Raw genomic sequence first — 22936 nt, 5'->3', positions numbered from 1 at the left:
CCCGCCGGCGGCGGGGGCGGGCGCTAGGTTCAGCCCCCCCGGCCCCCCCCCCGCAAACACGTCAAATCGGGGGGGGCCCGCGGGGCCCCGCCCCCCCCCCCTCGGGGGGGGCCCCCGATTCGCGTTTAGATGCCCCTACGAGATTTCTTGCTGACACGACGTCTCAGGGGGCGATCGAGAGCATGGCAGGCGGTGGATTCACCAAGCTTCCGGGCGGCGATGTGGTCGTGGCGGTCTCGCTGCCCAGCCCGTTCGGCCAGGCGCCGGGCGCGGGGCCGGGCGGCACGCTGCGTCACGGAGCCGGCACGCCGGGCGGTGGGGGAGGCGGCCGTCCCATCGGGGCCGGTGTGGCCTCTGGGGTACCTGTGGCGGCTGGGACAGAAAGCGCATTCATGCGCACCGGAGCGCTGAGCGGGGCCGCGGCGATGGGCCCGCGGGTGCGCATCCTGGTGCACGCGGCCAACCGGCAGCGCGCCCTGACCCGGCTCAGGAACCTGGGGCTGCGCGCCGTCTACCTGCGCGGCAACGCCGAACCGCCGACGCCGGACGAGGTCACGGCCGTCCTGCACCACCCCGACGGGCTGGTCTGGCGCGCCGCCCCGGACGACGACACCGAGTCCTGGCACCCCATCCGGGCCCTGCTCCGCACGGCCCTGCGCTCCCCGGCGGCGCCGGCCTGACCCGTAGGAAATCGGCGCCGCAGCGGGGCCGGTGTGGGAGCGATCCCATGACGCGCTGGCCCGGGTCGGGTACGGGCCGTGGTCGCCGGGGCTGCTGGGACACCTGTGGGTGCCGGGCGGGGAGCCGGCAGGGCCCGGCGGGCGAGTGGCCCCGGGGCCGGCCGTACGGCCCGTGTCCGTGGTGTGACGGCCGCGCGGCTCCCGGGGCACCCTCCGGCCCGGACGGCGGGGCTGGCGGGGCGTGGGAGCGGCGGGGCCGCGGGCCGGGGCTGACCGTCGGACCGTGCGGGCCGTCCCGGCGGCAGGCGGCGTGCATCACCGGGCCGTCAGGTGGCGCGGGCCGTCCCGGCGGTAGGCCGGGTGGATCGTCCGGGTGTCAGTCCCTGCGGGTCGCCTCGGGTGCCAAGCCGCCCGGGTCATCCGGGCGTCAGGCCGGGCCGAGCGCCGGGCCGTCAGGTCGAGCGGGCGACCCGGCCTCAGGCCGAGCGGAGGATCGGCGTGCCGGTCAGCCGGATCGAGGCCGCCCGCATCTCCTTCAGTGCCCGCTCGGTGGTGTGCTCGGCGACGCCGGCGGTCAGATCGAGCAGGACGTGCGTCTCCAGGCCGGCGCGCCGGGCGTCGATGGCCGTGGCCCGGACGCAGTGGTCGGTGGCGATGCCCACCAGGTCCACCTCGGTGACCTGGCGCTCGGCCAGCCAGCGGGCCAGCGGCGTGCCGTTCTCGTCGGCGCCCTCGAAGCCGCTGTACGCCGCCGAGTGCGCGCCCTTGTCGAAGACCGTGTCCAGCGAACCGGCCGCGACCGCCGGCGCGAAGTTCGGATGGAAGCCGCTGCCCTCGGTGCCGGCCAGGCAGTGCACCGGCCAGGAGTGCTCGAAGTCGGGCTGGTCGGAGAAGTGGTCGCCGGGGTCTATGTGGTAGTCGCGGGTGGCGATGATGTGTCGGTAGCCGGGACCCGCCTCGCCGATCAGGTCCGTGACGGCCGCGGCGACGTCGGCGCCGCCCTGGACGGCGAGGCTGCCGCCTTCGCAGAAGTCGTTCTGTACGTCGATGACGATCAGTGCCCGGTACATGGCGCGTGCCTTCCGGAGGGGGACGGGGAGGGAACAGTGTGCACGTCGGTCCGGTGTCGGCGAGGGAGGACGCCGGGCGCGTCGCACGGGAGTACGGATGCCGTGAGGCGGTCGGTGGGCGCGCCCCTGGTCTTCCCGGGTGCACCGCTCGTCACACGTGGGCGCGGCGCCCGTCCTCCGCACGAGCGGTTGTCCGCATAGCGGATACGGGGCCCGGCCAATGGTGCGGCACCTCCGGAGCCACCCGGCGCACAAGCCGGCGCTCGCGCCCCGTCCCGCCCCCTGGCCGCCCCGTACGCGTACCGCCCCACGCACACCCTGGGCCGCACCGCGCCAACGCCCCACGCGCGCGTCGCGCGCGCCTCGTGCGGGCGATGACGAGGGCCCCACGGGGCCTGGTGCGGGCCGTACGCGGGCTTCACGCGGGCCTCACGCGGGGTCCCATACGGCGGCCCCCGCACGCGGTCCCGTGCAGCCCCCCCGCGGCCACACCCGGACCTCGCACGCCTCGCGCGGCCTCCCTACACGTGCTCGGTCGGCAGCACCGGCTCGCCGCGCGAGAGCTGCGTCGCGGACAGCGGCAGCCCGGCCCGGGCCTCGATGTGCCGGTCGCGCACCGCGTCCAGCGGCTCGCGGGCGACGACCTCGCCGCCGCGGACCAGTTCCACCTGGAGCTGCCGGTCGGCGAGCTCGGGCGGCACCGGGCCCGAGCCGACCACCTCGGCCTCGGCCACACCGTCGGCGTCCAGCCGGCGCGCGGCCCACTTGCGCCCGCCGATGGACGTCTTGCCGCCCATGGACTTCTTCGCGACCGGCACCAGCGGCGCCGCCGGGTCGTCCGAGCCGGCCCGGGCGCCCAGCTTGTACACCATCGAACACGTCGGGTGGCCGCTGCCGGTGACCAACTGGGTGCCCACCCCGTACGCGTCCACGGGCGCCGCGGCCAGCGACGCGATCGCGTACTCGTCCAGGTCGCTGGTCACCACGATCTTGGTCGCCGTCGCGCCCAGGTCGTCGAGCTGCTGGCGCACCCGGTGCGCGAGCAGCAGCAGGTCCCCGGAGTCGATCCGGACGGCGCCGAGCTCCGGGCCGGCGATCTCCACCGCGGTCCGCACCGCCTCGGCCACGTCGAAGGTGTCCACCAGCAGCGTGGTGCCGCTGCCCAGCGCGGCGACCTGCGCCGTGAACGCGTCCCGCTCGGTGTCGTGCAGCAGCGTGAAGGCGTGCGCGCTGGTGCCCACCGTCGGGATGTTGTAGCGGAAGCCGGCGGCCAGGTCGGAGGTGGTCGCGAAGCCGCCGACGTACGCGGCGCGGGCCGCGGCGACCGCCGAGAGCTCGTGGGTGCGCCGGGCACCCATCTCGATCAGCGGCCGGCCGCCGGCGGCGACGGCCATCCGGGCGGCCGCGGCGGCCACCGCCGAGTCGTGGTTGAGGATCGACAGGATCACCGTCTCCAACAGCACCGCCTCGCCGAAGCTGCCCTCGACGCGCATCACCGGCGAGCCGGGGAAGTACACCTCGCCCTCGGGGTAGCCGTGGATGTCGCCGGAGAAGCGGTAGTCGGCCAGCCAGTCCAACGTGGTGTCGTCCACGATCCGCTGGTCGGCGAGGAAGCCGAGGACATCGCTGTCGAAGCGGAAGTTCTCCACGGCGTCCAGCACCCGCCCGGTGCCCGCGAGCACCCCGTACCTGCGGCCCTCGGGCAGCCGCCGGGTGAAGACCTCGAAGACCGAGCGGCGGCCCGCGGTACCGCCGCGCAGCGCCGCCTGCAACATGGTGAACTCGTACCGGTCGGTGAAGAGCGCGGTCGACGGCACGGCGACCGGCAGCCCGAGGTCCGCGGCGTTCGGGGCGGTCGTGGCACGCCCTGCCGCGGGGGCGTCGTCGGTGTTCACGTCTTGGCCGGTGTTCCCGGTGTTTCCGGCGGTCACGGCATTCCCAGCGTTCACGGGGGCGTACCTCGCATCTCGGTGGAGCGGTTGGCAGGGATGCTACCCCCGTTATTCGTCAGAGTGACGATTTCTAGGGCCGTTTGTGCGCCAGGCCACGCCGGGTGGCAGCATGGGGCAGGTGAGCGCCCAACCCCGTCCACCCGTCGCCGTACGCACCGTGCCGCATCCGGTGCTCAGCGTGGCCCCCACCGAGATCGAACGCCCCGAGCTGAGCGACGCGCCGGTCGAGGTGCCCGAGCCGGACGTGCCGTGGGTGACCGTGGTCCACAACGACCCGGTGAACCTCATGAGTTACGTGACGTACGTCTTCCAGAGCTACTTCGGCTATCCCAAGGACAAGGCGAACCGGTTGATGTTGGACGTGCACCACAAGGGGCGGGCGATCGTCTCCAGCGGCAGTCGCGAGGAGATGGAGCGCGACGTGCAGGCCATGCACGGGTACGGCCTGTGGGCGACCCTTCAGCAGGACCGCTGATGGCCGGGCACTTCGAGGCGCTGCCCGGCGGCGGCGCGGCCGTGGCGCTGGACGAGGTCGAGGTCTCCATCCTGCGCAGCCTCGCCGTCCAGTTGCTCGAACTGATCGGGCCCGGCGAGGCCGCGGCCGACGAGGACCCGTTGGCCGCGCTCTTCGCCGACGGCCCCAGCACCCCGCCCACCGATCCGGCGCTCGCCCGGCTCTTCCCCGACGCCTACGGCGGCCCCGGCACGGTCGCCGACGAGCCGACGCGGGCCGCCGCCGCCGAGTTCCGCCGCTTCACGGAGAACGACCTGCGGGCCCGCAAGCGCGAGGACGCGCTGGCGATGGTGCGGAGCCTGGACGCGCTCGGCGCCGACGGCGTGGAAGGCGCCGTCCTTGAGCTGAATCCGGCCACCTCCCGGCAGTGGCTCGGCGCCCTGAACGACCTGCGGCTCGCGATCGGGGCCCGGCTTGAGGTCTCCGACGACGATGACGGTACGGGCGAGCTCTACCATCTGCCGGACTCCGACCCGCGCAAGCCGATGGTGATGGCGTACCTGTGGCTGGGCGGCATGCAGGAGTCGCTCATCGACACGCTGATGGCCTAGCGCGGCACCGGGCGGCCCGCCGGGGCCGGGCCTGCCCCCCGCCCCCCCCCCCCCCCCCCCCCCCCCCCCCCCCCCCGCCCCCCCCCCCCCCTGCCGGGGGCCGCCGCCCCCCCCCGGGCGGCCCCCGCGCGCCCCGGGGGGCGGGGGGGGCCGGGCCCTCCCCCGCCCCCCCCCGCCGCGCACCGCGACCCCGCTCCCGTACGGCCCCCGGCCCGGCCCGGGGTCGCCCCGCCGCCGTGCCCACCCGCGGCCCCGTCCCGTACGCGCCCCGCACGTGCTCCGCATGGGGCCATTGCCGGGCTGCGGGGACGAATCCGCCCGCTCCCGCGTTGTGCGGTCGAGTGCGCCATTCGCCCGGTCGTCCCCGGGCACCCCGTGAATGAGGTCCACGGCTCCCGTGGAGCCGCTCCATTTGGCGGAATTATTGCCTCCAGCGCCGGATATGGAGTGGCCGAAAGCGGGGGCTGGACCAAAGGGGCCAGCACTCCGGCCGATTCCCGGCTTGACCTTCACTGTCGGAAGGGAAGATTCCGGCGGTACGGCGCCCCCGCCGTGACCGCTGTTCGAATCGGGGAGTTCGGCGAACGGAAGTCAACTCGGCGGGCTGGGCAGTGGGTATGTCGGGATACGGCGGGATTTGCTGTTCGCTCAACGAAGGCTCAAATCCGCATAACGATCCCATTACCGCGCCGGTGGGTATCGAACGCTGTCCCGCTTTTTGTCCTACTTTTTTCGTGACGCGAGTCGCACACGTATCTACTGATCAGGTCGTGGCTCATGGTAAATCTTCACGACCTGCCGTCCGCGACGCCACCCCTGTCGCGGCGGGAGCGCTGTGCCGGCCGACCGTCGGCGTGCAGGACTCCATCCGGGGGGATCGGGACCCGATCCGGACGATCCGGGTCGGTATGGAGAAAGGCGCACCACCTATGACCTCAGCGCAGGTCGACACGCGGAACGATGACGGTAGCGAGACCGCTGGGGTCACGACCGACGAGGGTTACCAACGCGGTCTAGGGACCCGACAGATCCAAATGATCGCCATTGGTGGCGCCATCGGCACGGGGCTCTTCCTCGGTGCCGGAAAGGCCATCACCAAGGCGGGCCCCAGCCTGATACTGGCCTATGCCATCGCCGGCATGGTCATCTTCTTCATCATGCGCGCACTGGGCGAACTCCTCATGTACCGCCCGGTGTCAGGAAGTTTCTCCGAGTACGCCCGAGAATTCCTCGGCCCGTATTTCGGATTCGTCACCGGCTGGACCTACTGGATCTTCTGGGTCGTCACCGGCATGACGGAAGTCACCGCCGCAGCCAAGTACATGCAGTACTGGTGGGAAGACATCCCACAATGGGTGTCCGCCCTGGTCTTCACCGTAGTGCTGTTCGGCGCCAACCTGATCTCCGTCAAGCTCTTCGGTGAGCTGGAGTTCTGGTTCTCCATGATCAAGGTCACCGCCATTCTCGGCATGATCCTGATCGGCTTCGGCGTCATCACCATAGGATTCTCCGACGCTGGTGACACCGCCTCGTTCAGCCATCTCTGGTCGGACGGCGGCTTCTTCCCCAAGGGCGTCGACGGCACGTTGATGACCCTTCAGATCGTGATGTTCGCCTTCATGGCCGTCGAACTCGTCGGCGTCACGGCGGGCGAATCGGTCAACCCGCGGAAGACCCTGCCGCGTGCGATCAACACGGTGCCGTGGCGCATCGCCGTCTTCTACCTCGGCGCCCTCATCATCATTCTCTCGGTGGTGAGCTGGACCGAATTCGTCCCGGACACCAGCCCGTTCGTGGCGGCCTTCGCCAAGATCGGACTGCCGGCCGGCGCGGGCATCGTGAACTTCGTGGTGCTCACCGCCGCGCTCTCCTCCTGCAACTCCGGCATGTACTCCACCGGCCGGATGCTGCGCGACCTGTCCCTGCACGGTCAGGGCCCGAAGTACTTCACCAAGCTCACCAAGAACGGCCTGCCGCTCTACGGCACCAGCGTCTCGGCCGCGCTGATGATGGTCGGCGTCTGGATCAACTACGAATGGCCGTCCAAGGCATTCGACTACGTGGTCTCCTTCGCCACCATCTCCGGCATCTGGGCCTGGATCATGATCTTGATGTCCCAGCTCAAGTACCGGGCCAAGGCCGACCGGGGCGAACTGCCGCAGTCCGAGTTCCGGGCCCCCGGCGCCCCGTACACCAGCGTCTTCGCGCTCTGCTTCCTCTTCATGGTCATCGTGCTGATGGGCTTCGACGAGGACTCCCGGGTCTCGCTGTACGCGGCGCCGATCTGGGTCGTCATCCTCACCGTCGGCTACTACGCGATCAAGCTGCGCAACCCGGAGGCGGTCGCGCGCAAGGACTACTCGATGGCCGCGGCCATGGCCGACTGGGGCGAGGACGAGCCGCCCGCGCAGGTCACCGCCGTGTCCACGACCAAGTCGACCGGGAAGGACGCGGGCAGGCCGGCCGACGGCGGGTCCGACGCCGCCGCAGACCCGGCAGCCACCGCGCCGACCGGCTCCACCGGCGACGGCCCCACGGCCGACGGCGGCTCCTCGGCCGACGGCTCCGCGTCGAGCAGCAGCGACTGACCGCACGCAGGAACACGCAGGCACCTTTGACCGGGCCCGGCCCGTACCCCACAGCGGGTACGGGCCGGGCCCGGCGGCGCGTCCGCCCCCCCCCCCCCCCCCCCCCCCCCCCCCCCCCCCCCCCCCCCCCCCCCCCCCCCCCCCCCCCCCCCCCCCCCCCCCCCCCCCCCCCCCCCCCCCCCCCCCCCCCCCCCCCCCCCCGCGGTCGTAGGGTGGGCGCTGGACGGGGACGGTACGGGCACTCCCCGCGGGAGACGGAGGGCGAGAGCCGGTGGCAGCGGAGGCAGCGCACGACAACGCGGGGGCGACACGACAGCCCGGCCCCGACCTTGCGGAGGGGGCTGGCGCCGACGCCGTGGCGGGGGCTGGCGCCGACGCCGTGGCGGGGGCGGGTGCCGCGGGCGGTTTCGGGGCGGATGCCGGGGCCGGTGGCGACGCCGGGACCGGGGCTGCTGTCGGGGCTGCCGGCGAGGCCGGGGCCGGTGGCGCGGCCAGTGCGGGTGTCGAAGCTGGTACCGGGGCTGGGGTCGAAACCGGCACCAATGCCGAAGCTGATGCCGAGGCCGGTGGCGGGGCCGCGCAGGGGCCCGACCCTGAACCCGTACACACACCCGTACACACACCCGCGCACGAACCCGTCGACGAACCCGCGATAGCCGGCGCCCCCGGCGGCGACGGGCCGGTCGCGGTGCGGATCTCCGGGCTGTGGAAACGGTTCGGCGAACAGATCGCCGTCGCCGGCATCGATCTGACCCTGCCGGCCGGCCAGTTCATCGGGCTCGTCGGCCCCAACGGCGCCGGCAAGACCACCACGCTGTCGATGATTACCGGCCTGCTCAGGCCCGACGTGGGCCGGGTGGAGATCGGCGGGCACGACGTCTGGCAGGACCCGGTGGCGGTCAAGGCCCGGATCGGGGTGCTTCCGGAGGGGCTGCGGATGTTCGAGCGGCTGTCGGGGCGCGAACTCCTCTCGTACACCGGGCGGCTGCGCGGTTTGGACGGCGACGAGGTGGACAAGCGCGCCACCCAACTCCTCGACGTACTCGACCTGGCCGGCGCGCAGCACAAGCTGGTGGTCGACTACTCGACCGGCATGCGGAAGAAGATCGGGCTCGCGGCGGCGCTGCTGCACAACCCCGAGGTGCTCTTCCTCGACGAGCCCTTCGAGGGCGTCGACCCGGTCTCCGCCCAGTCCATCCGCGGCGTCCTGGAGCGGTACACCGCGTCCGGCGCCACCGTGGTCATCTCCAGCCATGTGATGGCGCTGGTGGAGTCGCTGTGCGACTGGGTCGCGGTGCTGGCCGGCGGCACCATCCGGGCGCACGGCCCGGTGGCCGAGGTCCGGGGCGCCTCCCCCACCCTGCACGACGCGTTCCTGGAACTGGTCGGCGCCCAGGACCGCGACCGCGCGCACCACCTCGACTGGTTGGGCGGCACGCGATGAGCACCACGTCCCCGCCGCAGCGGCCGTCGCCGGGCGCCGCGGCCCCGGCGACCGGTGCGCCGACCCCGACCCCGACCACGGCCCCCGCCACTGCTCCGACCGCCGCCCCGCCCGCGGCCTCCGTCGCCACCCTGGTCGCGGGCTTCGCCGCCCTCAAGCTGTCGCTGCTGCGCAACGGGCTGCGGCAGTCCAGCGGCCGGCGCGCCGCGTACCTCGCCTCGGTGGTCGTCGTCGGGCTGGTCGCCGCGCTGCAACTGCTCGGCCTGGTCGCGCTGCGCGGGCACGAGCACGCGGCGGCCCTGGTCACCACGCTCACCGCGCTGCTCGCGCTCGGCTGGGCCGTGATGCCGCTGTTCTTCCCCGGCGGCGACGAGACCCTGGACGCCACCCGGCTGGTGATGCTGCCGCTGCGCCCGCAGTCACTGGTGGTGGCGCTGCTGGTGACCTCGCTGATCGGCATCGGCCCGCTGTTCACGCTGGCGCTCGCGGTCGGCTCGGTGGTGGCCGTCGCGCACGGCGCCGCGGCGGCGGTCGTCGCGGTGCTCGCCGTACTGCTGACGATGCTGGTGTGCGTGGCGCTGGCCCGTATGGTCGCGACCGCCAACATCCGGCTGCTGACCAGCCGCAAGGGCCGTGACCTGGCGCTGCTCAGCGGCCTGTTCATCGCGGTGGGCGCGCAGGCGGTCAACCTCGGTACGCAGAAGCTCTCCGACGCGGGCGGGCTCGGCGCGCTGGAGCCGGTGGCGGACGTGCTGCGCTGGGTGCCGCCGGCAGCCGCGGTCGATGCGGTGTGGTCGGCGGGCGAGGGCTCGTACGGGGTCGCCGCGGCGCAACTCGCGCTGACCCTGGCGTTCCTGGTGGCCGTCGGCTGGTCCTGGCAGCGCGGCCTGACCGCGCTGATGACCTCGCCCGACGCGTCCACGATCCAGGCCCCCGGCGAGCGCAGGGTACGCGCCGGGGCCGGCGGCATCGCCGGGCTGCTGCCCGCCGGCCGGTCGGGCACCGCGTTCCACCGGACGTTGCAGTACGCGTGGCGCGACCCGAAGACGAAGGCGAGCTGGGCCACGGCGCTCGGCATCGGCCTGCTGCTGCCGGTGGTCATGATGGTGCAGGGCAACGGCAGCGTGTACTCGGCGTGCTGGGCCTCCGGACTGCTCGGCATGCAGATGTACAACCAGTTCGGGCAGGACTCCTCCGCGTTCTGGATGGTCGCCCAGACCATCAGCACCCCCCGCGACGCCTATCTGGAACTCCGCGGCCGGGCCCAGGCGCTGGCCCTGGTGGCGATCCCGTACCTGACGCTGGTCGTCGTCGGCTCCGCCGCCCTGCTGGACGGTTGGGACGCGCTGGCCGAAACCCTCGGCCTGGCCCTGGCCCTCCTCGGCGCCCTGCTGGCGACCGGCTCCATCGCCTCCGCCCGCTACCCGTACTCCATCCCCCAGGACAGCGGCTACAAGAACGTCGTACCCGGGCAAGGCGCACTGGCCTGGATCTCCATCCTGGGCGGCAGCCTGGTCGGTGCCCTGCTGTGCGCCCCCCTGGTGGCCCTCACGATCTGGCTCCACCTGGCCGGCCACCACGGCTTCCTCTGGCTCGTCCTCCCCCTGGGCGCGGCGTACGGCTACGGCACCGCCCAGGCGGGCCTGCGACTGGCGGCGCCGCAGACGGCGGGGCGGTTGCCGGAGATCTTGGCGGCGGTCAGTCGGGGGTGAGGCCCGCCTCGGGGGCGAGGCCCGGCTCGGGGGGTGAAGCCCGCCTCGGGGATGAGGCCCGGCTCGGGGCGTGTTGCTGGCTTTCTTCCGGCGTTGGGGAGGGGTGAGGGGTGGGGCGGGTGGCAAACGCCCGGCCCGCTGGCTCTTCGGCTCCGCCGGTTTCGGGTGGCGCGTTGGCCCGGCTGGCGCGTTGGCTCGGGTAGCGGCCTGACCTGCGCGGCTGTCACCGGGCGTGAGCGGGCCCTGGGGCCGACGGCCGGGCCGGGTGGCCCGGCCAGAGGTGGCTCAGCGGGGAACGCGGTCAGTTGTCGCCCTTCTTCTTCTCCGCCTCCTCCGCTTCCAACTTCTTTTTGATGCGCTCCATCTCTTCCTTGGCGTACTGAAGGGCGTCTCGGACCTCCTTGGCCCGCTTGCCCCAGTCCGCCCGGAAACGGTCTCCAGCGGGGCCGCTCCACACGGTGACACCGGAATACCTCTGCACGGCGTCCAGCGCGCGCTCCAACTCATCCGCGTATCGCTTGAGGTCGCGAATGTCCTTCTCGCAGTCGGAAACCTTACTCATGACTCCCACCCCGTGAGTTCAGCAAGTGACTTACTGTTTGGGCAATTTCAGCAGCTTGGTGATCTTCCGGTGCAATGCCTTCGTGCTGAGGTTCTGGGCCACGATCCCCTTCGGCGAGTGCGGCTCGTCCACCGTGACCGTCATGACCTCTTTGCCCGTGGCATAGGTCGTCACCAAGGCACCCTCAGAGTCCGAGAGGACCATGAGTTGCCCCACCACCAATGCGGTGTCAATCACGCGGCGCACTGATCGGGGAACGCTGTCCCTGTCCAGTGCGTCGGGAGAAAGCTGCTGCGCCGGGCCTTCCGTGTCGGCAACACCAAAAGGATCTACGAGCGCCTGCACCAAATCCGCGGCCGACTGCGGGGTGTTGGTGAGCGTAAACAGGTGCATGCCCCCGCCGGTCACGCGTTCCACCAAGAACAGGTCGGCCGCATGAATGTAGACGAAGGCGTGGGAGGTGTCGTCGCTGGTCGTCAGGTCCGCTGCGAGCACCCGCTCCGCGCTGCCGCGCAGGCTGAGCACCAGGGCGGCTTCCTCCGCCACCCTGATATCGATGGGGGCCCGTTCGTTCAGCGTTTCACCGCGCGCCTCGGCGGCTTCCTGCTGCCGAATGAGCTCGTCGATCTGCTCGATGTTCGCGACCTCGATGAGTTCTCGCGAGACGAGTGAGCGCAGGGCGGTGGCGATCGCCGTGTCCCGCTGATCCTCGGGGAGCTTCGCCAGGTGCGGCGATGGAACCAGGCGCTCGTCCATCGGCTCGGAGTCGATCACCGCCAACTCTTCGTCCGTCAGCCGCAGGATGGCCCGATTGCCGCCCCCCGCCTCGGCGATGCCATCGGCCAATGTTGCGCGCGCTTGGTGGAGGAGCTCGACAGCTTTGCGCGCTTCCTCCTCCTGCTCCCGCGTCTGCTTCTGTGAGTCAGCCATGAAAACTCGTTGTTCCCTTCTTATGGCGTCGGCCTGGGTCCCACGACGACCGGCAAGCCGTCAGGGTTGGCCCCGACCTTCTCTGCCATCGTCTCAAGCCGTGCGTGAATACCGCTCGGCTTGTCCGTCACTTCCAACACGATCCACGAGCCGTCGGAAAATCGAATACGGAACTTGTCGGTTTCCAGTCGGCCGTTCAACGGGTCCTCGATGACGGCCTGGTCACCCGGAATCGTGTACAAGATGTCCGACTCATCGAGCGCCCCAAGCGTCACCCGCTTGGGCGGGCCCGCCAGCACGATGCGTCCCGGCGCAATCAGCACCAGGCGCTTCGGGTGTGAGGACTGGCCGTACCAGCGCAGCAGCAACTGGCCCGCCGCGGCGTTCCAGTCGCCGTCGAACACCTCGTTCAGCCCGTGCGCCGCGATCTCGGCCTTGCGCTGCTCGGCCTCCCTGTTCGTCCTTCTGTTCTTTTTGATGGTGAAGACCCCGAAGACCATCTCAAACAGCGCCTCTACAAGACCGGCGACTGCGCCGAGGAGCAAGACCGGGGCTGCCAGCACATATCCCGCAAGACCGAGGGGTCGCACAAAGGCCGGCCGCAGTGGCCCGTTTCCGGCCGCTGCGTGGACATCTGGCGGCGGCTTCGGGAGCGAGCCGAGCTTGCACCACTCGGCAGCCGCCAGCCCACCGCCGATGAGCCCGGACAGATGCTGTTCGTCCTCGAACTTCAACATGCGATACCCCTTGCTCCGTCCATGGCGACGCGCTGCTCAAGTGGCGCCCGAGGCGGCGGGGCGCGCATGGCGCGCTACCAGAATTTAAGTTTCTTCAGCTTCTTCACCGGGCCGGGGGCTACTACTCGCTCGGCGAAATCCGCCACACCCTTGACGGTCTCGTTAAGTTTCTTCTTGGCGTACGCCTTGACGTCGCCGCCCCACTTGTCCCAGGCCCAACTGCCCAGGAAGTAGGCACCCGCCACACCAAGCCCCACCCAACCGACGACGGGAATGGCCGAACCCGCGATCGCGGCACTGGTCCAGCCGGCCATGACAGCACCGGCACTGAGCACCTGCACACCGCCCATCACGCGGTCGGTCGTGCCGTAGGCACCCTCATGGCTCGGGAAGAAGACCTCCTTGGCCCCCGTCACGAAGGAGACCGGCACCAGCGCCCTGTCGAGGAAAGTCGTTCCCGGTGCCTTGTTGAGCCAGCCCAGGCCCTTTAGCTTCGAAAGGATCTCCATCGGCTTCCATGCAGCCGTATAGCCCTTCTTGGCCTTGTCGAAGATCTTGAGCGCGTCGTCGTAGTTCCCGCGGAACCCCTCGCTGATCTCCAGCAGCGCCTTGGCGTTCTTGACGCGGTCCTTGGCGTCCCACACGCTCTTCAAGCGACGGTAGGCCGCCACGCCCTTGACGACCGCGAGCCCCTTGGCACCTGCGCCGGTGTCCGCCGCGTACTGGTCGGCCAGCTTCTTGCCCTCGTCGCCGAGCTTTCGGGCGCTCTCGATGACCTCCTTTTCGAACTTCTCCCTGTTCTCCTCGGCCCACTCCCACGTCTTGATGAGGCCCAGGTGGGCGGCCATCATCAACTGGTACTCCGGGTCGCCGTTGAGAAGTCCGAGGCGGTGGCGCACGTCCTTCGCCTGGTCCTGGCCCCAAGTGGCCTGAAGGGGGAATTTCGCCACAGCCCCGGCCTGTCCTCCCCATTTGGTGAGGATTCCCCGGACGAGGCCGCCTTGGATGGCTAGCGCTCCGCCACCGATGTCGAGCGCGGAGGCGAGACTCCGCGCCATATCGTCTTTCATGCCCCGAAAACTCATATTGCTCCCCCTGAAATCTGCGGCCGTGAGCGGGCGCGGAAAACCGCATCGTCCTGCCCGTCGACCACATTCCCCGTACCGTGGCGTCGCTTTGACATGACATCAAACCGGCTACCGACGGCCTACGCCTACCATAATCTCCGCCCCACGCCGCACAGCTCCCGCAGGAGATGTGCGCCTGGACACGTTCCTGGTCCGCCGTAGCCCGCGCGTCACCCGCCGTGTCGACAAAAGCTCGGCCAACAGAGCCCTGGTACGGGGCGAGAGACCGGGGCACCGATACTGGGGGCGTTGCGGTCCAGGAGGGCGGTCGCCGTCGTGACGAGGAGGGCCGCATCGGTACCGAAAGCGGTGGTTGGGCCGCAGTGGCCTCGGGGGATGGCCAGCCCTAGCGGCCCCGCGGGCCTGCCGTCAGGAGCGACCCATGCCTCGCGCTTCTCAATCCCGCTACTCCCCCACTTCCCCGTCGATCGCCTCGCGCAGCAGATCCGCGTGGCCATTGTGGCGGGCGTATTCCTCGATCATGTGGGTGAGGACATACCGCACCGAGTACGTCTCGCCACGGAATTCCGCACTGTCCTGGAGCGAGGAAAAGGAAGCCGCGACTTCGCGCGCCTTTTCGCACTCTTCGTGCCAGATCCGGAACGCCTCGTCGACATCCGCGTCCGCCACATGGAACTCCGCAAACGTGCCGTTCACCTTGCCCGGCCAAGGCTTCGTCACGTCCTCGCCCTTCAGCACGGCCCGGAACCACCCCCGCTCCACCGCAGCAGCATGCCGCACCAGCCCAAGCAACGTGAGCCCCGAGGTCGGCACGGCCTGCCGCTTGAGCTGCTCCGCGGTGAGGCCCGCGCACTTCATGGCCAGGGTGGCGCGCTGGTAGTCAAGGAAGGAGGTGAGCGAGGTGCGGTCGTCGGCCACGGTGGAGGGGTGCGGGCGCTGGTCTTCGGTCATGTGGTGATCATGGCAAGGGGGGATGGTGGGGGCCAGGGCCCTGATTCAGAAGTGACCTTCTGGGGCTTTAGTGAGCATTGCGTTCTGCGGTGGCGTGCCGCGAGCCTGGTGGAGAACCGTCCGTTCCTGTGCTTGTCGGGGCCGATGCCACATGCCGGGCCCCCACTGGACTCAGCGGGATTGAAGGGCATGCGGTCGATGCTGCGGTCGCGCAGTCAAGCGCGGGCGGCTGTTCTGTTGTCATCGCCATTCGTCTTGACGCATCCACCACTAACCGGCGTCAACGGGATGCCCCATTCGGTTTCCGTGGTTACGCACTATCTCCGTCCGAGCCGTGCCCTGTCCTGCCGAAGACCTCAGTTCGCCGCCGCCCCCGTATCATCCCGCCACGTCGGCAGGAGTTCGTCCAACAGGGCCTCCGTGCGGGGTGGGAGGCCGCGGGTGCCGTTGCTGAGGGTGGCGTTGCGGTCCAGGAGGGCGGTGGCCGTCGTGGTGAGGAGGGTCGTGTCGGTGGTGGCGTGGGCGGCGCGGAGGAGTTCGTTCCATAGGCGCTCGTCCGCGGGAGCCGAGTTCAGGGCCGTCTCCAGCGCCTCCATGGCCTTGCGCGGCTGGTCCGCCTCCCGGTGGTGGGCGGCGAGAGCGAGCGCCACATCGGCGACCAGCAGCGGGAGTTGGGCGTCGATGATCTCGTGGGAAAGCCAGCCGTAGCGGCCCTGTGGGCGGCCGGCCAGCAGGGGGCCGCGGGCCAGCGCCAGCGCGTCCGTCAGCAGCCGCTCGCGGACCCGGGCGCTGTTCGCGCCGCGGCCCTGGATCGCCTCGTGGTGCAGGGTGCGCAGCACATCGAGGTCGGAGACGACGGAGGTGGCGAGGGTGAGGCGGCCCGTTGCGTCGGTGCGCAGCCGGGGCGCGGAGGCCGCTGCGCTCCCGGGTTGCGCGCCCGGCTGCCCAGCCGGTTGCACGCCCTGCTGCGCGCCCGGTTGACCGTCGCTTCCCAGCCAGGTGCCGAGGCGCTCGATCAGGGCGTCGCGTACGTCCTCGGTGGCGCCGCGGGGCCACAGGGCCGAGGCCAGTACGCGCGGGTGCACGCCCTCCCGGTGCAGCAGGAGCAGGGCGAGCGCCTCGTGCAGGAGGGCACCGCGCTGGTCGTCCGGGGATTCCAGGCCGATGATCTCGTAGTTGCCGAGCAGCCGCGCGTACACCGCGGGCCGGCCCGTCTCGGAGATGTCCACCAGGAACGGGGCGCGGTGCGCGGCGGCCGGGCCCGCGCCGCCCCCGTCGTCGCCGCCGTCGGGGTCGGCCGCGGCGAACAGGTCGACCACCGCACGGTGCTGCTCCTCGGGCAGTTGCTGGGCTGTGAGTTCGAGGCCGAGCAGCGGGGCGCGGAGGCGGCCCTCGCCGGTGATCTCCAACTCCCAACTCGCGCCGGGGAACTGCTGCTGGCTGGTGCCGATGAGGTAGCCGATGCCGAGCCGGCCGGAGTCGGCGGCGAGTTCGGCCAGCCGCGCCGCCTGCGCCTCGGTGGGTTCGGTCGCGAGGAGCACCAGGTGGGGGGCGCGCTGGGTGTGCTGGGCCTGACCGGTGCGGCCGGTGAGGACCGAGTCGTGGCCGGCGGCACTGAGCGCGGCCCTGCGCTGCTCGGTCTCCGCCGTCATCGTCTCCACCAGCGCGGCCACCCCGTCCAGGTGCCGGATGCGGGTGGGGGCGAGCGCGCCGAGTTCGGCGCCGAAGCCGACCAGGGTGAGGGTGAGCCGGTCGGACCAGCCGCTGGTGGCCAGTTCGGCGGCGACCGAGGCGAAGACGGCGGTGCGGTCGGCCGCCGCGCCGGTCAGCGACACGATCCCGGGCACGGCCTCCAGGTTGAGCAGCAGCCGCGCGTCGTCGTCCAGCGTGCCGAGGCTGACCAGACCCGGGTACGGGGCGGCGGTGCCGTCGTCCGCGTGGGCCACGATCGCCGAGCGGCGCAGCCGCCAGAACGTGGCGTCCTGCCCGAGCTGCCAGGGCTGGGGCGGTTCGCCAGCCGTAGCGGCAAGTTGCAGGTGCAGTTCGGTGCCGGTCAGCCAGGCCGCGTACACGACGGGCAGGCTACGGCCCTCGGCGGCGAGGGCTGCCGAGAGTCCGCGCAGCGCGCTGTCCAGGTCGCGTACGGCCGCCGGGTCGGCGCCGACCAGCAGCGCCTCCTCGATCCGGGCGGCCGGGCCGGTCGCGGTCAGGTCGATGCCGCTGCCGAGGCCGAGCGCCGACATGGCCGACTGCCACAGCGCGGCCCGCCGGCGTCGGCCGAGGGCCGCGAGCAGCCCGGCGGCCAGCAGCGGGGCCCCGATCAGCGCCTCGGACAGGCCGAACCCGGAGTCGTCGGCGGGCGCGGCGGCCGTGGCCGGCGTCTGGTCGGCCGGCAGCGGCGGCAGCGGCCGGTCGACGGTGACGTCGTGCGCCGGATCAGCGTGGCCGGGCCCGGTGTGCGCCGGGTCGGTGTCGGGGGCCGGGGTGCGGCGCGACTTGTCGTACTCGTGGATCTGTTCCCGCAGGTCCTTGGTGATCTCCGGCGAGTCCTCGGGCATTTCGACCAGTTCGCCGCCGTGCGCATCGGCCGGCATCTCCATGATCCAGCCGGGCCGGATCAGGCTGGCCTGCGAGAGCTTGGAGCCGTCGGGCTGCACCCGGTCCGTGTTGAGCTGGTAGATCTCCTTGTAGCGGCGGCCGTCGTCGAGGTGCCGTTCGGCTATCTCCCACAGCGAGTCGTGGTGCCGGCCCTCGGGTGGCTGGATTCGGTAGAACTTCGTCTGCCGGTGTTCGTCGCCCGCCCGCGCGGTGCCCGCGCCGGGGTGCGCCGGGTCCACCATGCGCCGCTCGTGCGCCTCCAACTGCCGCTGCCCGCCGGGCGCGTCCGCCTGGTCGCCCGTTTGGCCTGGCGTCTGGTGGGCGGAGGCCACGGTGGAGCGCGCGTTGTCGTCGTACGCGTTGCCGATCTGCGCCAGGCCCGGGGTCAGGCTCGCCGCGGACGCGCCGACCAGCAGCAGCGCCGCCACCAGTTGCCGGGCCAACAACTGGCTCGGCCCGGCGCCCGGCACCCGGGACGGCATGCCGACGCCCGAGATCTCGGCCTTGCCCTCGACGAGCACACAGGCGGCGAACTGCGCCCAGGCCAGCCACACCACCACGGTCAGCACGTCGATGAAGACGCTCGCGGTGATCGGCTGCCGCACCGTCTCCAGCGTGGGCGCCTCGTCGGGGAGCGGCCAGCCGACGAAGTACGCGAGCGCCCCTGGCACGCCGATGAGCAGCGCGGACAGTGCGATGAACGCGAAGAACGCCTTGACGAAGTCGCCGACCGTACGGGTCCGCACGGGCAGCGGCTGCGGCTGCCGTCGCGGCTGCGAGCCGGACGGGCCTGGGGTGGGGCGGGCGGTGCGCGCCATGGGCGGGTTTCCTCAGCCTCGGGTGGATCGTCGGATGGGCGACGGGCGGGGTACGGGTCGGATGGGCCCGGCCGTTAAGGCCCCGTACGGGTCGGGCCTGGCCCGCGGGTGGGGCGCGAGCCGGAGCGGGACGGCCCCCGGCCGGCCCGCACGCCCGCGCCGCACCGTGGCTCCGTACCGTGCCGTGACTCCGTACCACGGCGTCGCCCCGTACCGCGCGCCCGTGTCCTCAGCCCACATGGGACTCCGCCTTCGACGAGCCCCGCACGGTGAAGGAGCCGTTGTAGAACAGCCCGGTCAGTACGGGTTCGTAGGTGAGCTGGATCTCGACCTCGACCTGTTCGGCGTTGGCCGACACACAGCGGGAGGCGGCGATGTCCCGGGTCGAGAGTCCGGCCTCGCGGGCGAACTTCCGCACCCGCGAGGCGCAGTTCTCGTAGTTGATGGGCGCCCGCTCGCCGCCGCTCTCGCGCAGCGCCGTCTCGTCGATGTCCTGCGCGGCGTACCGCGCGGCCTGCTCGGCGATGTCCGCGGCCCGCTCGCGCTGCGAGATCGACATGCCGCCGTCGACCACGAACGCGGCGAGCGCGAGGAAGAGGAAGGCGAAGAGGATGACGGCCGCCGCCCCCGCCCCCCGGTCCGCCGTCCGCCCGGCGTACCGGCGCCGGGCCAGCACGCCGAACGCGTCGATGCGCCGGGCGACCGCGCGTACGGCGGTGGTCCGCTGTGGGGCGGGGCGCTGTGGGACAGGGCGCTGCGGGGCGGATGGTGGTGTGGCGGACCGCTGTGGTCCTGATCGCCGTGGGACAGGGCGCTGCGGGGAGGTTTGCCGTGGCCAGTGGGCGCGTACGCGCGCGGGCCTGGGCGTGGTGGTCGGCGGGTGCGGGCTCATGAGGCCCGCCGGTACGGGTCGATGGGGGAGCTCGCGGTGGCCTTGACCGTGGAGCCGATGTCCAGGCCGATCATGCGCAGGCCGCGCACCTCGCAGCTCACCTCGACCTTGAAGAAGCCGCCGGGCTCGAAGCGGGAACCGGTCATCCGGACGTTCACCGAGCCCGTGCACACGTCCTCCAGGTCGGCGGCGGCGGCCTTGCGGGCCTCGCGCATGGCGATGTCGTAGTCGTGCTGGATGGAACCGGCCCGGGCGGCGTCACGCGCCGCGCCGTCCACCGCGCCGCGGCCGTCCACGAGTTGCCCGAAACCGACCAGTACCAGGATGAAGAGGATCATCACAGGCGCGAGGATGACCACTTCGATGGTCGAGAGTCCGGCGTCGGACGCGCGCCCGGCGGCGCCAGCGCGCGAGCCGCTGCCGGCCGCGCCGGCGGCGCTCCCGCTCGGGTCGGGCGTACGCGGGGCGCAGGGCCGGGCCACCGTTCGTCGCTCAGCACGCCACACCGCGCTCAGCCCCTGTCCACGACGAAGCGCTCGATCGGCCCCTGCGACCGGGCGTGCACGGTGAACTTCATGCCGGGGAAGACCGTCGGCACCTCGGCCTCGACCTGGACGCCGACCGTGTCCGCCCGCGGCGTCAGCACCGTCACCTCGGGGCTGATCAGCAGTTTCGGGCCCAGTTGCTGGATGTAGCTGTCGGCCGTGCTGCGCGCCTTGCCGCCCCAGCCGCCGGGGTTCTCGTCCGCCTCGGCACGCGCCTTGCGCGCGCCCGCCTGCGCCGCCGCCTGTGCGACGTGGTCGGCGAAGAAGTAGAGCGCGAACTGCACGGTCGCGAAGATCAGGAAGAACAGGACCGGTGTGAGCAGGACGAATTCGATGGCGGTCATGCCGCTGTCGCTCGTACGGCTACCACTGCCCTGGCCATTGGCCCGGCCACTACACCGGCACCGGCCCTCGCCGCTTCCGCCGCGCCCGCTCCGGCTGCCGTCGTGCTCGCTCTTGCCGCGTCCGGCTCGGCTGCACCCGTTCCCGCCGTGCCCGTTCCCGCCGTGCCCGGCTCTCCCGCTCCCGCTGCCGAGGCGTCCGCTGCCGCCGCGGTCGCTCGTACCCTCGGCGTTGCCGCCGCGCCCGCGCGTACGACCGCCGCTGCCGCCGCAAGAGCCCGCACCATCGCCGCTGCCGCAGCAACCGCCCGTGCCGCCGCTCTCACCGCAACAGCCCGCCCCACCGCGGCCATCGCCGCGCATGGCGTCCAGCCTGCGGCGCACCGCGCGGTGCAGGGTGCCGCCCCCGGTTCGTCTCATGCCGTCATCCCCGTTGTGTTCTCGATACCGCCCCGTCGCGGCCCGCGGGGGCCGGCCGGCGGGCCGGTGGTGCGGCGCGGCGCGCTGGCCGCTCCCGCATGGTGCGCTGCCGTGCCGTGCGCTGCCGTGCACTGTCCCAACGCCAAGTGCTGCCAAGCCCTGCCGAGTACCGCCGGGCGGCGCCCCGTACGCACACTGCGCGCCGTGGGCCCCGGCGTGGGCGCGCGGTCCGCGCCCGGTCGTGCGCCGGCAGGTGTCGTGCCGGGTCAGCAGGTCTTGCTGGCGTCCGCGCCCTTGATGCAGTCGCCGACCTTGTCCGCGCCGTCGCTGAGCGCCGCGTTGATGATCGCGGCGACCACGCCGACGATCGCGACGACGACGGCGGAGATGATGACCCACTCCACGGCGGACGCGCCGCGGTCGAGCTCACCGGAGCGGGCGCGCTCGACCCTGCCGCGTACGAAGGCGAGGAGGAAGTCCAGTGCCGGGTGGCTGAAACGAGGTCCTGTGTTCATGGTGGAAAGTGTCCTCTCAGAGGGTGGAGGGAACGGCGAAGGAACGGTGACCGTTGGAGGAAGGCAGGGCCGGCGTCAGCATCGGGGCCACTCAGACCTCGAAGACCCGCATGGCGGCCGGGAAGATGAGGAAGACCAGGAACCCCGCGCACAGCAGGAGCTGTGCCACCAGCATCGACTGCGACTTCTCCCCTGCGCTCCCTTCGATCTCCGCGAGCTCCCGGTGCCGCATCGTTTCCGCCCGCGACCCGAGGGATTCACGTACCTTCGCCCCGTCGTCGGCGACCAGCGCGAGTGACGACGAGAGGTCTTTGAGTTCATCGACGCCGAGTTCCTCGCCGAGGTTCCCGAGCGCCTGCCACTGACTGGTCCCGGTGATCCGGGCGTCCGCGAGCGCGTTCCTGATCCGCCGCAGCGCCCAGCCGTCGCTGACCTCGGCGGCGGCCATCAGCGCCTCGGGCAGACCGCGGCCACCGGCCAGGTTCATCGCCACCAGGTCCAGGTACGCGCCGATCACCCGCCGCAGGTCGCGCCGCTTGTCCGCGGCGTCCCTGCGCACCTCCAGGTCCGGCAGCAGGAAGAAGACCACGGCGAACAGCAGCGCCATCCACACCGGGATGATCGGGCTGCTGCCGAAGCCCAGTTGCCAGACGATGACGAAGACGAACGGGCCGAAGACCAGGCCGGCCGCGCCCAGCAGCACCTTCGTCGCCAGGAACGACTCCCAGCTCCGGCCGAGCACGGCGAGGTCGGCCCGCAGCGAGCGCTGTTCCCAGCCCTGTTGCAGATAGAGGTCGGCCACGCGCTGCCCGACCCGGCTCCGTACGGCGTCCAGCCGGCCCTCGCCGGCCTCCGCCCCGCCGGCGCCGAAGCCACGGTCCGCGCCGGCGTGCGCCGAGCCGCGCGCTCGCAGCGCGTCGATCTGCGCGACCCGCGCCACCGCCCCGCGCTTGCCCGGCATCAGGGCCCTGACCAGGACGTAGACGCCCAGCCCGAAGACGGCGCCGACCAGCACCGGCATGGTGATGCTGCTGTTCATCGGGGGCTCACCTCATCGCCGTAGACGGGGGTCTGTACGGTGCCGGCGCCGGGCTGTTGCGCCCCTGGCGCGCCGGCGCGCGTTGCCGCGAAACGCTCCGGCGCCGCATCGCGGGTCAGGAACCGGTCCGGCGTGTCGATGCTGGAGAGCTTGCGCAGCCACCAGAAGCCCATCGCGAACAGGGCGCACACACAGGCCAGCACGAGCTGCCCGACCGCCGTGCCGTACGGCTCGACGAAGTCCCGGTTGAAGATCGACAGGCCGAGGACGAACGCGATGGAGACACCCACCACGATCTGCACGCTGCGCCGGGTGCTGGCGCGCTGGGCCATCACCCGCTGCCGCATGTCCACTTCCTCGCGCGCCGACTTGGCGAGCGCGCCCAGCACCTCGCGCAGGCCGGGGCCGCGCAGCCGGGAGTTGAGGATGAGGGCGGCGATGATGATGTCGGCCGACGCATCGTCAATCTCGTCGGCAAGTTGCTGAAGTGCGTCCGGCAGCGGCGTACGGGCCCGCAGCCGGTCGACCATCGCGTCCAGGTGCGGGCGCAGCGCCGGTGCGGCGGCGCGCGCGGAGGAGGGGATGGCCTGTTCCAGGCCGACCGCGCCGGCGATGGTGTCGCGCAGCGACTCGGTCCAGGCGGCCAGCGCCTCGACGCGGCGCATCGCCGAGCGTTCCTCGGCCGCGCCGCCGAACAGCCGGTCCCAGACGAAGACCAGCACGCCGGCGGCGAGACCGGCCACCACCCAGCGGGTGAGCAGCAGCACGGCGAGCCCGACGCCGACCGCGAGCGAGCCGCGGCGGCTGACGAATCTGGCCAGCTCGGCGGCGCGTTCGCCCGATTTGAGCTTCTCGTGCTCGGGCTTGGCCGGCAGCCCCCGTACGGCGACGATCAAGAGCGCGATCCCGCCGCCGAAGGCCACTCCGGCCAGCAGCGCGTACAGCGTGGGCAGCGAGTAGAACCCGCCCATCGAGGTGACTCCCTTCAT

General features: G+C 72.1%; 20 protein-coding genes. 6 read left to right on the top strand and 14 right to left on the bottom strand.

Features of this window, described 5'->3' with window-relative positions; all coding sequences use genetic code 11:
- Positions 1 to 392: 392 nt before the first annotated feature.
- Complete coding sequence (locus tag AAHZ94_RS01690; protein WP_349990016.1) at positions 393 to 680, top strand: hypothetical protein; 288 nt, start codon at positions 393 to 395, stop codon at positions 678 to 680.
- A 476-nt stretch (positions 681 to 1156) separates the two neighbouring features.
- Here AAHZ94_RS01690 and AAHZ94_RS01685 read toward each other — a convergent pair whose 3' ends face one another.
- Together AAHZ94_RS01685 and AAHZ94_RS01680 are read right to left on the bottom strand one after the other, a co-directional pair.
- On the bottom strand, positions 1157 to 1750 hold the full coding sequence (locus AAHZ94_RS01685) for an isochorismatase family protein (protein ID WP_349990015.1): 594 nt from the start codon (positions 1748 to 1750) through the stop codon (positions 1157 to 1159).
- Between the two features lie 521 nt (positions 1751 to 2271).
- Positions 2272 to 3645 carry a nicotinate phosphoribosyltransferase gene (locus AAHZ94_RS01680; protein ID WP_349990020.1) on the bottom strand — a complete coding sequence of 458 codons (1374 nt, stop codon included), beginning with the start codon at positions 3643 to 3645 and terminating at the stop codon, positions 2272 to 2274.
- A gap of 226 nt (positions 3646 to 3871) precedes the next feature.
- Between AAHZ94_RS01680 and clpS the strand changes: the two genes are divergently transcribed.
- From clpS to AAHZ94_RS01655, 5 genes are all read left to right on the top strand, one after another.
- Positions 3872 to 4177 carry an ATP-dependent Clp protease adapter ClpS gene (gene clpS, locus AAHZ94_RS01675; protein WP_502964560.1) on the top strand — a complete coding sequence of 102 codons (306 nt, stop codon included), beginning with the start codon at positions 3872 to 3874 and terminating at the stop codon, positions 4175 to 4177.
- Positions 4177 to 4767, top strand: coding sequence for a DUF2017 domain-containing protein (locus AAHZ94_RS01670; protein ID WP_349990014.1), 591 nt, complete (start codon positions 4177 to 4179; stop codon positions 4765 to 4767). The genes clpS and AAHZ94_RS01670 overlap by 1 nt, the downstream gene beginning before the upstream one ends.
- A 929-nt stretch (positions 4768 to 5696) precedes the next feature.
- A complete protein-coding gene (locus tag AAHZ94_RS01665) occupies positions 5697 to 7355 on the top strand; it encodes an amino acid permease (protein WP_349990013.1) in 1659 nt (552 codons plus the stop codon).
- 652 nt (positions 7356 to 8007) lie between these two features.
- Positions 8008 to 8799: an ABC transporter ATP-binding protein gene (locus tag AAHZ94_RS01660; RefSeq protein ID WP_349990018.1), complete on the top strand. Its 792-nt coding sequence runs from the start codon at positions 8008 to 8010 to the stop codon at positions 8797 to 8799.
- Positions 8796 to 10511, top strand: a complete 1716-nt coding sequence (locus AAHZ94_RS01655) for a transporter (protein ID WP_349990012.1) — start codon at positions 8796 to 8798, stop codon at positions 10509 to 10511. The genes AAHZ94_RS01660 and AAHZ94_RS01655 overlap by 4 nt, the downstream gene beginning before the upstream one ends.
- A gap of 301 nt (positions 10512 to 10812) precedes the next feature.
- Here AAHZ94_RS01655 and AAHZ94_RS01650 read toward each other — a convergent pair whose 3' ends face one another.
- The 12 genes from AAHZ94_RS01650 to AAHZ94_RS01595 form a co-directional block, all read right to left on the bottom strand.
- Complete coding sequence (locus AAHZ94_RS01650) at positions 10813 to 11073, bottom strand: WXG100 family type VII secretion target (RefSeq protein ID WP_349990011.1); 261 nt, start codon at positions 11071 to 11073, stop codon at positions 10813 to 10815.
- A 30-nt stretch (positions 11074 to 11103) separates the two neighbouring features.
- Positions 11104 to 12003, bottom strand: a complete 900-nt coding sequence (locus AAHZ94_RS01645; protein ID WP_349990010.1) for a hypothetical protein — start codon at positions 12001 to 12003, stop codon at positions 11104 to 11106.
- Between the two features lie 20 nt (positions 12004 to 12023).
- Positions 12024 to 12740 (bottom strand): hypothetical protein, encoded by a 717-nt coding sequence (locus AAHZ94_RS01640; RefSeq protein WP_349990009.1) that lies wholly within the window; start codon positions 12738 to 12740, stop codon positions 12024 to 12026.
- Between the two features lie 74 nt (positions 12741 to 12814).
- Complete coding sequence (locus tag AAHZ94_RS01635) at positions 12815 to 13810, bottom strand: hypothetical protein (protein WP_349990008.1); 996 nt, start codon at positions 13808 to 13810, stop codon at positions 12815 to 12817.
- A 462-nt stretch (positions 13811 to 14272) separates the two neighbouring features.
- Complete coding sequence (locus tag AAHZ94_RS01630; protein WP_349990007.1) at positions 14273 to 14779, bottom strand: DinB family protein; 507 nt, start codon at positions 14777 to 14779, stop codon at positions 14273 to 14275.
- Positions 14780 to 15135: 356 nt separating this feature from the next.
- Complete coding sequence (locus AAHZ94_RS01625) at positions 15136 to 18195, bottom strand: bacterial transcriptional activator domain-containing protein (RefSeq protein ID WP_349990006.1); 3060 nt, start codon at positions 18193 to 18195, stop codon at positions 15136 to 15138.
- A 229-nt stretch (positions 18196 to 18424) separates the two neighbouring features.
- Positions 18425 to 18871 carry a pilus assembly protein TadG-related protein gene (locus AAHZ94_RS01620; protein ID WP_349990005.1) on the bottom strand — a complete coding sequence of 149 codons (447 nt, stop codon included), beginning with the start codon at positions 18869 to 18871 and terminating at the stop codon, positions 18425 to 18427.
- Between the two features lie 212 nt (positions 18872 to 19083).
- Positions 19084 to 19452 (bottom strand): TadE/TadG family type IV pilus assembly protein, encoded by a 369-nt coding sequence (locus AAHZ94_RS01615; protein ID WP_349990017.1) that lies wholly within the window; start codon positions 19450 to 19452, stop codon positions 19084 to 19086.
- Positions 19453 to 19598: 146 nt separating this feature from the next.
- The gene (locus AAHZ94_RS01610) at positions 19599 to 19976 is read right to left on the bottom strand and encodes a TadE family protein (protein ID WP_349990004.1); all 378 of its coding nucleotides are present in this window, start codon (positions 19974 to 19976) and stop codon (positions 19599 to 19601) included.
- Between the two features lie 683 nt (positions 19977 to 20659).
- Entirely contained in the window at positions 20660 to 20908 is a 249-nt protein-coding gene (locus tag AAHZ94_RS01605) for a hypothetical protein (protein ID WP_349990003.1), read from the bottom strand.
- A 91-nt stretch (positions 20909 to 20999) separates the two neighbouring features.
- A complete protein-coding gene (locus AAHZ94_RS01600; protein WP_349990002.1) occupies positions 21000 to 21947 on the bottom strand; it encodes a type II secretion system F family protein in 948 nt (315 codons plus the stop codon).
- The gene (locus AAHZ94_RS01595; protein ID WP_349990001.1) at positions 21944 to 22936 is read right to left on the bottom strand and encodes a type II secretion system F family protein; all 993 of its coding nucleotides are present in this window, start codon (positions 22934 to 22936) and stop codon (positions 21944 to 21946) included. Before AAHZ94_RS01595 ends, AAHZ94_RS01600 begins: the two co-directional genes overlap by 4 nt.

Origin of the sequence: Streptomyces sp. HSW2009 (genome assembly GCF_040240285.1) — a bacterium.
Classification (GTDB): Bacteria; Actinomycetota; Actinomycetes; order Streptomycetales; family Streptomycetaceae; genus Streptomyces.
The sequence above is the reverse complement of the archived record's forward strand: the minus strand, read 5'-3'. Positions and strand labels throughout refer to the sequence as shown.

Excerpts from the sequence above, each read along its gene's own strand:
- AAHZ94_RS01625 (WP_349990006.1), bottom strand. The coding sequence starts at position 18,195 with ATGGCGCGCACCGCCCGCCCCACCCCAGGCCCGTCCGGCTCGCAGCCG.
- AAHZ94_RS01635 (WP_349990008.1), bottom strand. The coding sequence starts at position 13,810 with ATGAAAGACGATATGGCGCGGAGTCTCGCCTCCGCGCTCGACATCGGT.
- AAHZ94_RS01600 (WP_349990002.1), bottom strand. The coding sequence starts at position 21,947 with ATGAACAGCAGCATCACCATGCCGGTGCTGGTCGGCGCCGTCTTCGGG.
- AAHZ94_RS01595 (WP_349990001.1), bottom strand. The coding sequence starts at position 22,936 with ATGAAGGGAGTCACCTCGATGGGCGGGTTCTACTCGCTGCCCACGCTG.
- AAHZ94_RS01645 (WP_349990010.1), bottom strand. The coding sequence starts at position 12,003 with ATGGCTGACTCACAGAAGCAGACGCGGGAGCAGGAGGAGGAAGCGCGC.
- AAHZ94_RS01690 (WP_349990016.1), top strand. The coding sequence starts at position 393 with ATGCGCACCGGAGCGCTGAGCGGGGCCGCGGCGATGGGCCCGCGGGTG.
- AAHZ94_RS01640 (WP_349990009.1), bottom strand. The coding sequence starts at position 12,740 with ATGTTGAAGTTCGAGGACGAACAGCATCTGTCCGGGCTCATCGGCGGT.
- AAHZ94_RS01605 (WP_349990003.1), bottom strand. The coding sequence starts at position 20,908 with ATGAACACAGGACCTCGTTTCAGCCACCCGGCACTGGACTTCCTCCTC.
- AAHZ94_RS01650 (WP_349990011.1), bottom strand. The coding sequence starts at position 11,073 with ATGAGTAAGGTTTCCGACTGCGAGAAGGACATTCGCGACCTCAAGCGA.
- AAHZ94_RS01610 (WP_349990004.1), bottom strand. The coding sequence starts at position 19,976 with ATGACCGCCATCGAATTCGTCCTGCTCACACCGGTCCTGTTCTTCCTG.
- AAHZ94_RS01670 (WP_349990014.1), top strand. The coding sequence starts at position 4,177 with ATGGCCGGGCACTTCGAGGCGCTGCCCGGCGGCGGCGCGGCCGTGGCG.
- AAHZ94_RS01665 (WP_349990013.1), top strand. The coding sequence starts at position 5,697 with ATGACCTCAGCGCAGGTCGACACGCGGAACGATGACGGTAGCGAGACC.
- AAHZ94_RS01685 (WP_349990015.1), bottom strand. The coding sequence starts at position 1,750 with ATGTACCGGGCACTGATCGTCATCGACGTACAGAACGACTTCTGCGAA.
- AAHZ94_RS01655 (WP_349990012.1), top strand. The coding sequence starts at position 8,796 with ATGAGCACCACGTCCCCGCCGCAGCGGCCGTCGCCGGGCGCCGCGGCC.
- AAHZ94_RS01630 (WP_349990007.1), bottom strand. The coding sequence starts at position 14,779 with ATGACCGAAGACCAGCGCCCGCACCCCTCCACCGTGGCCGACGACCGC.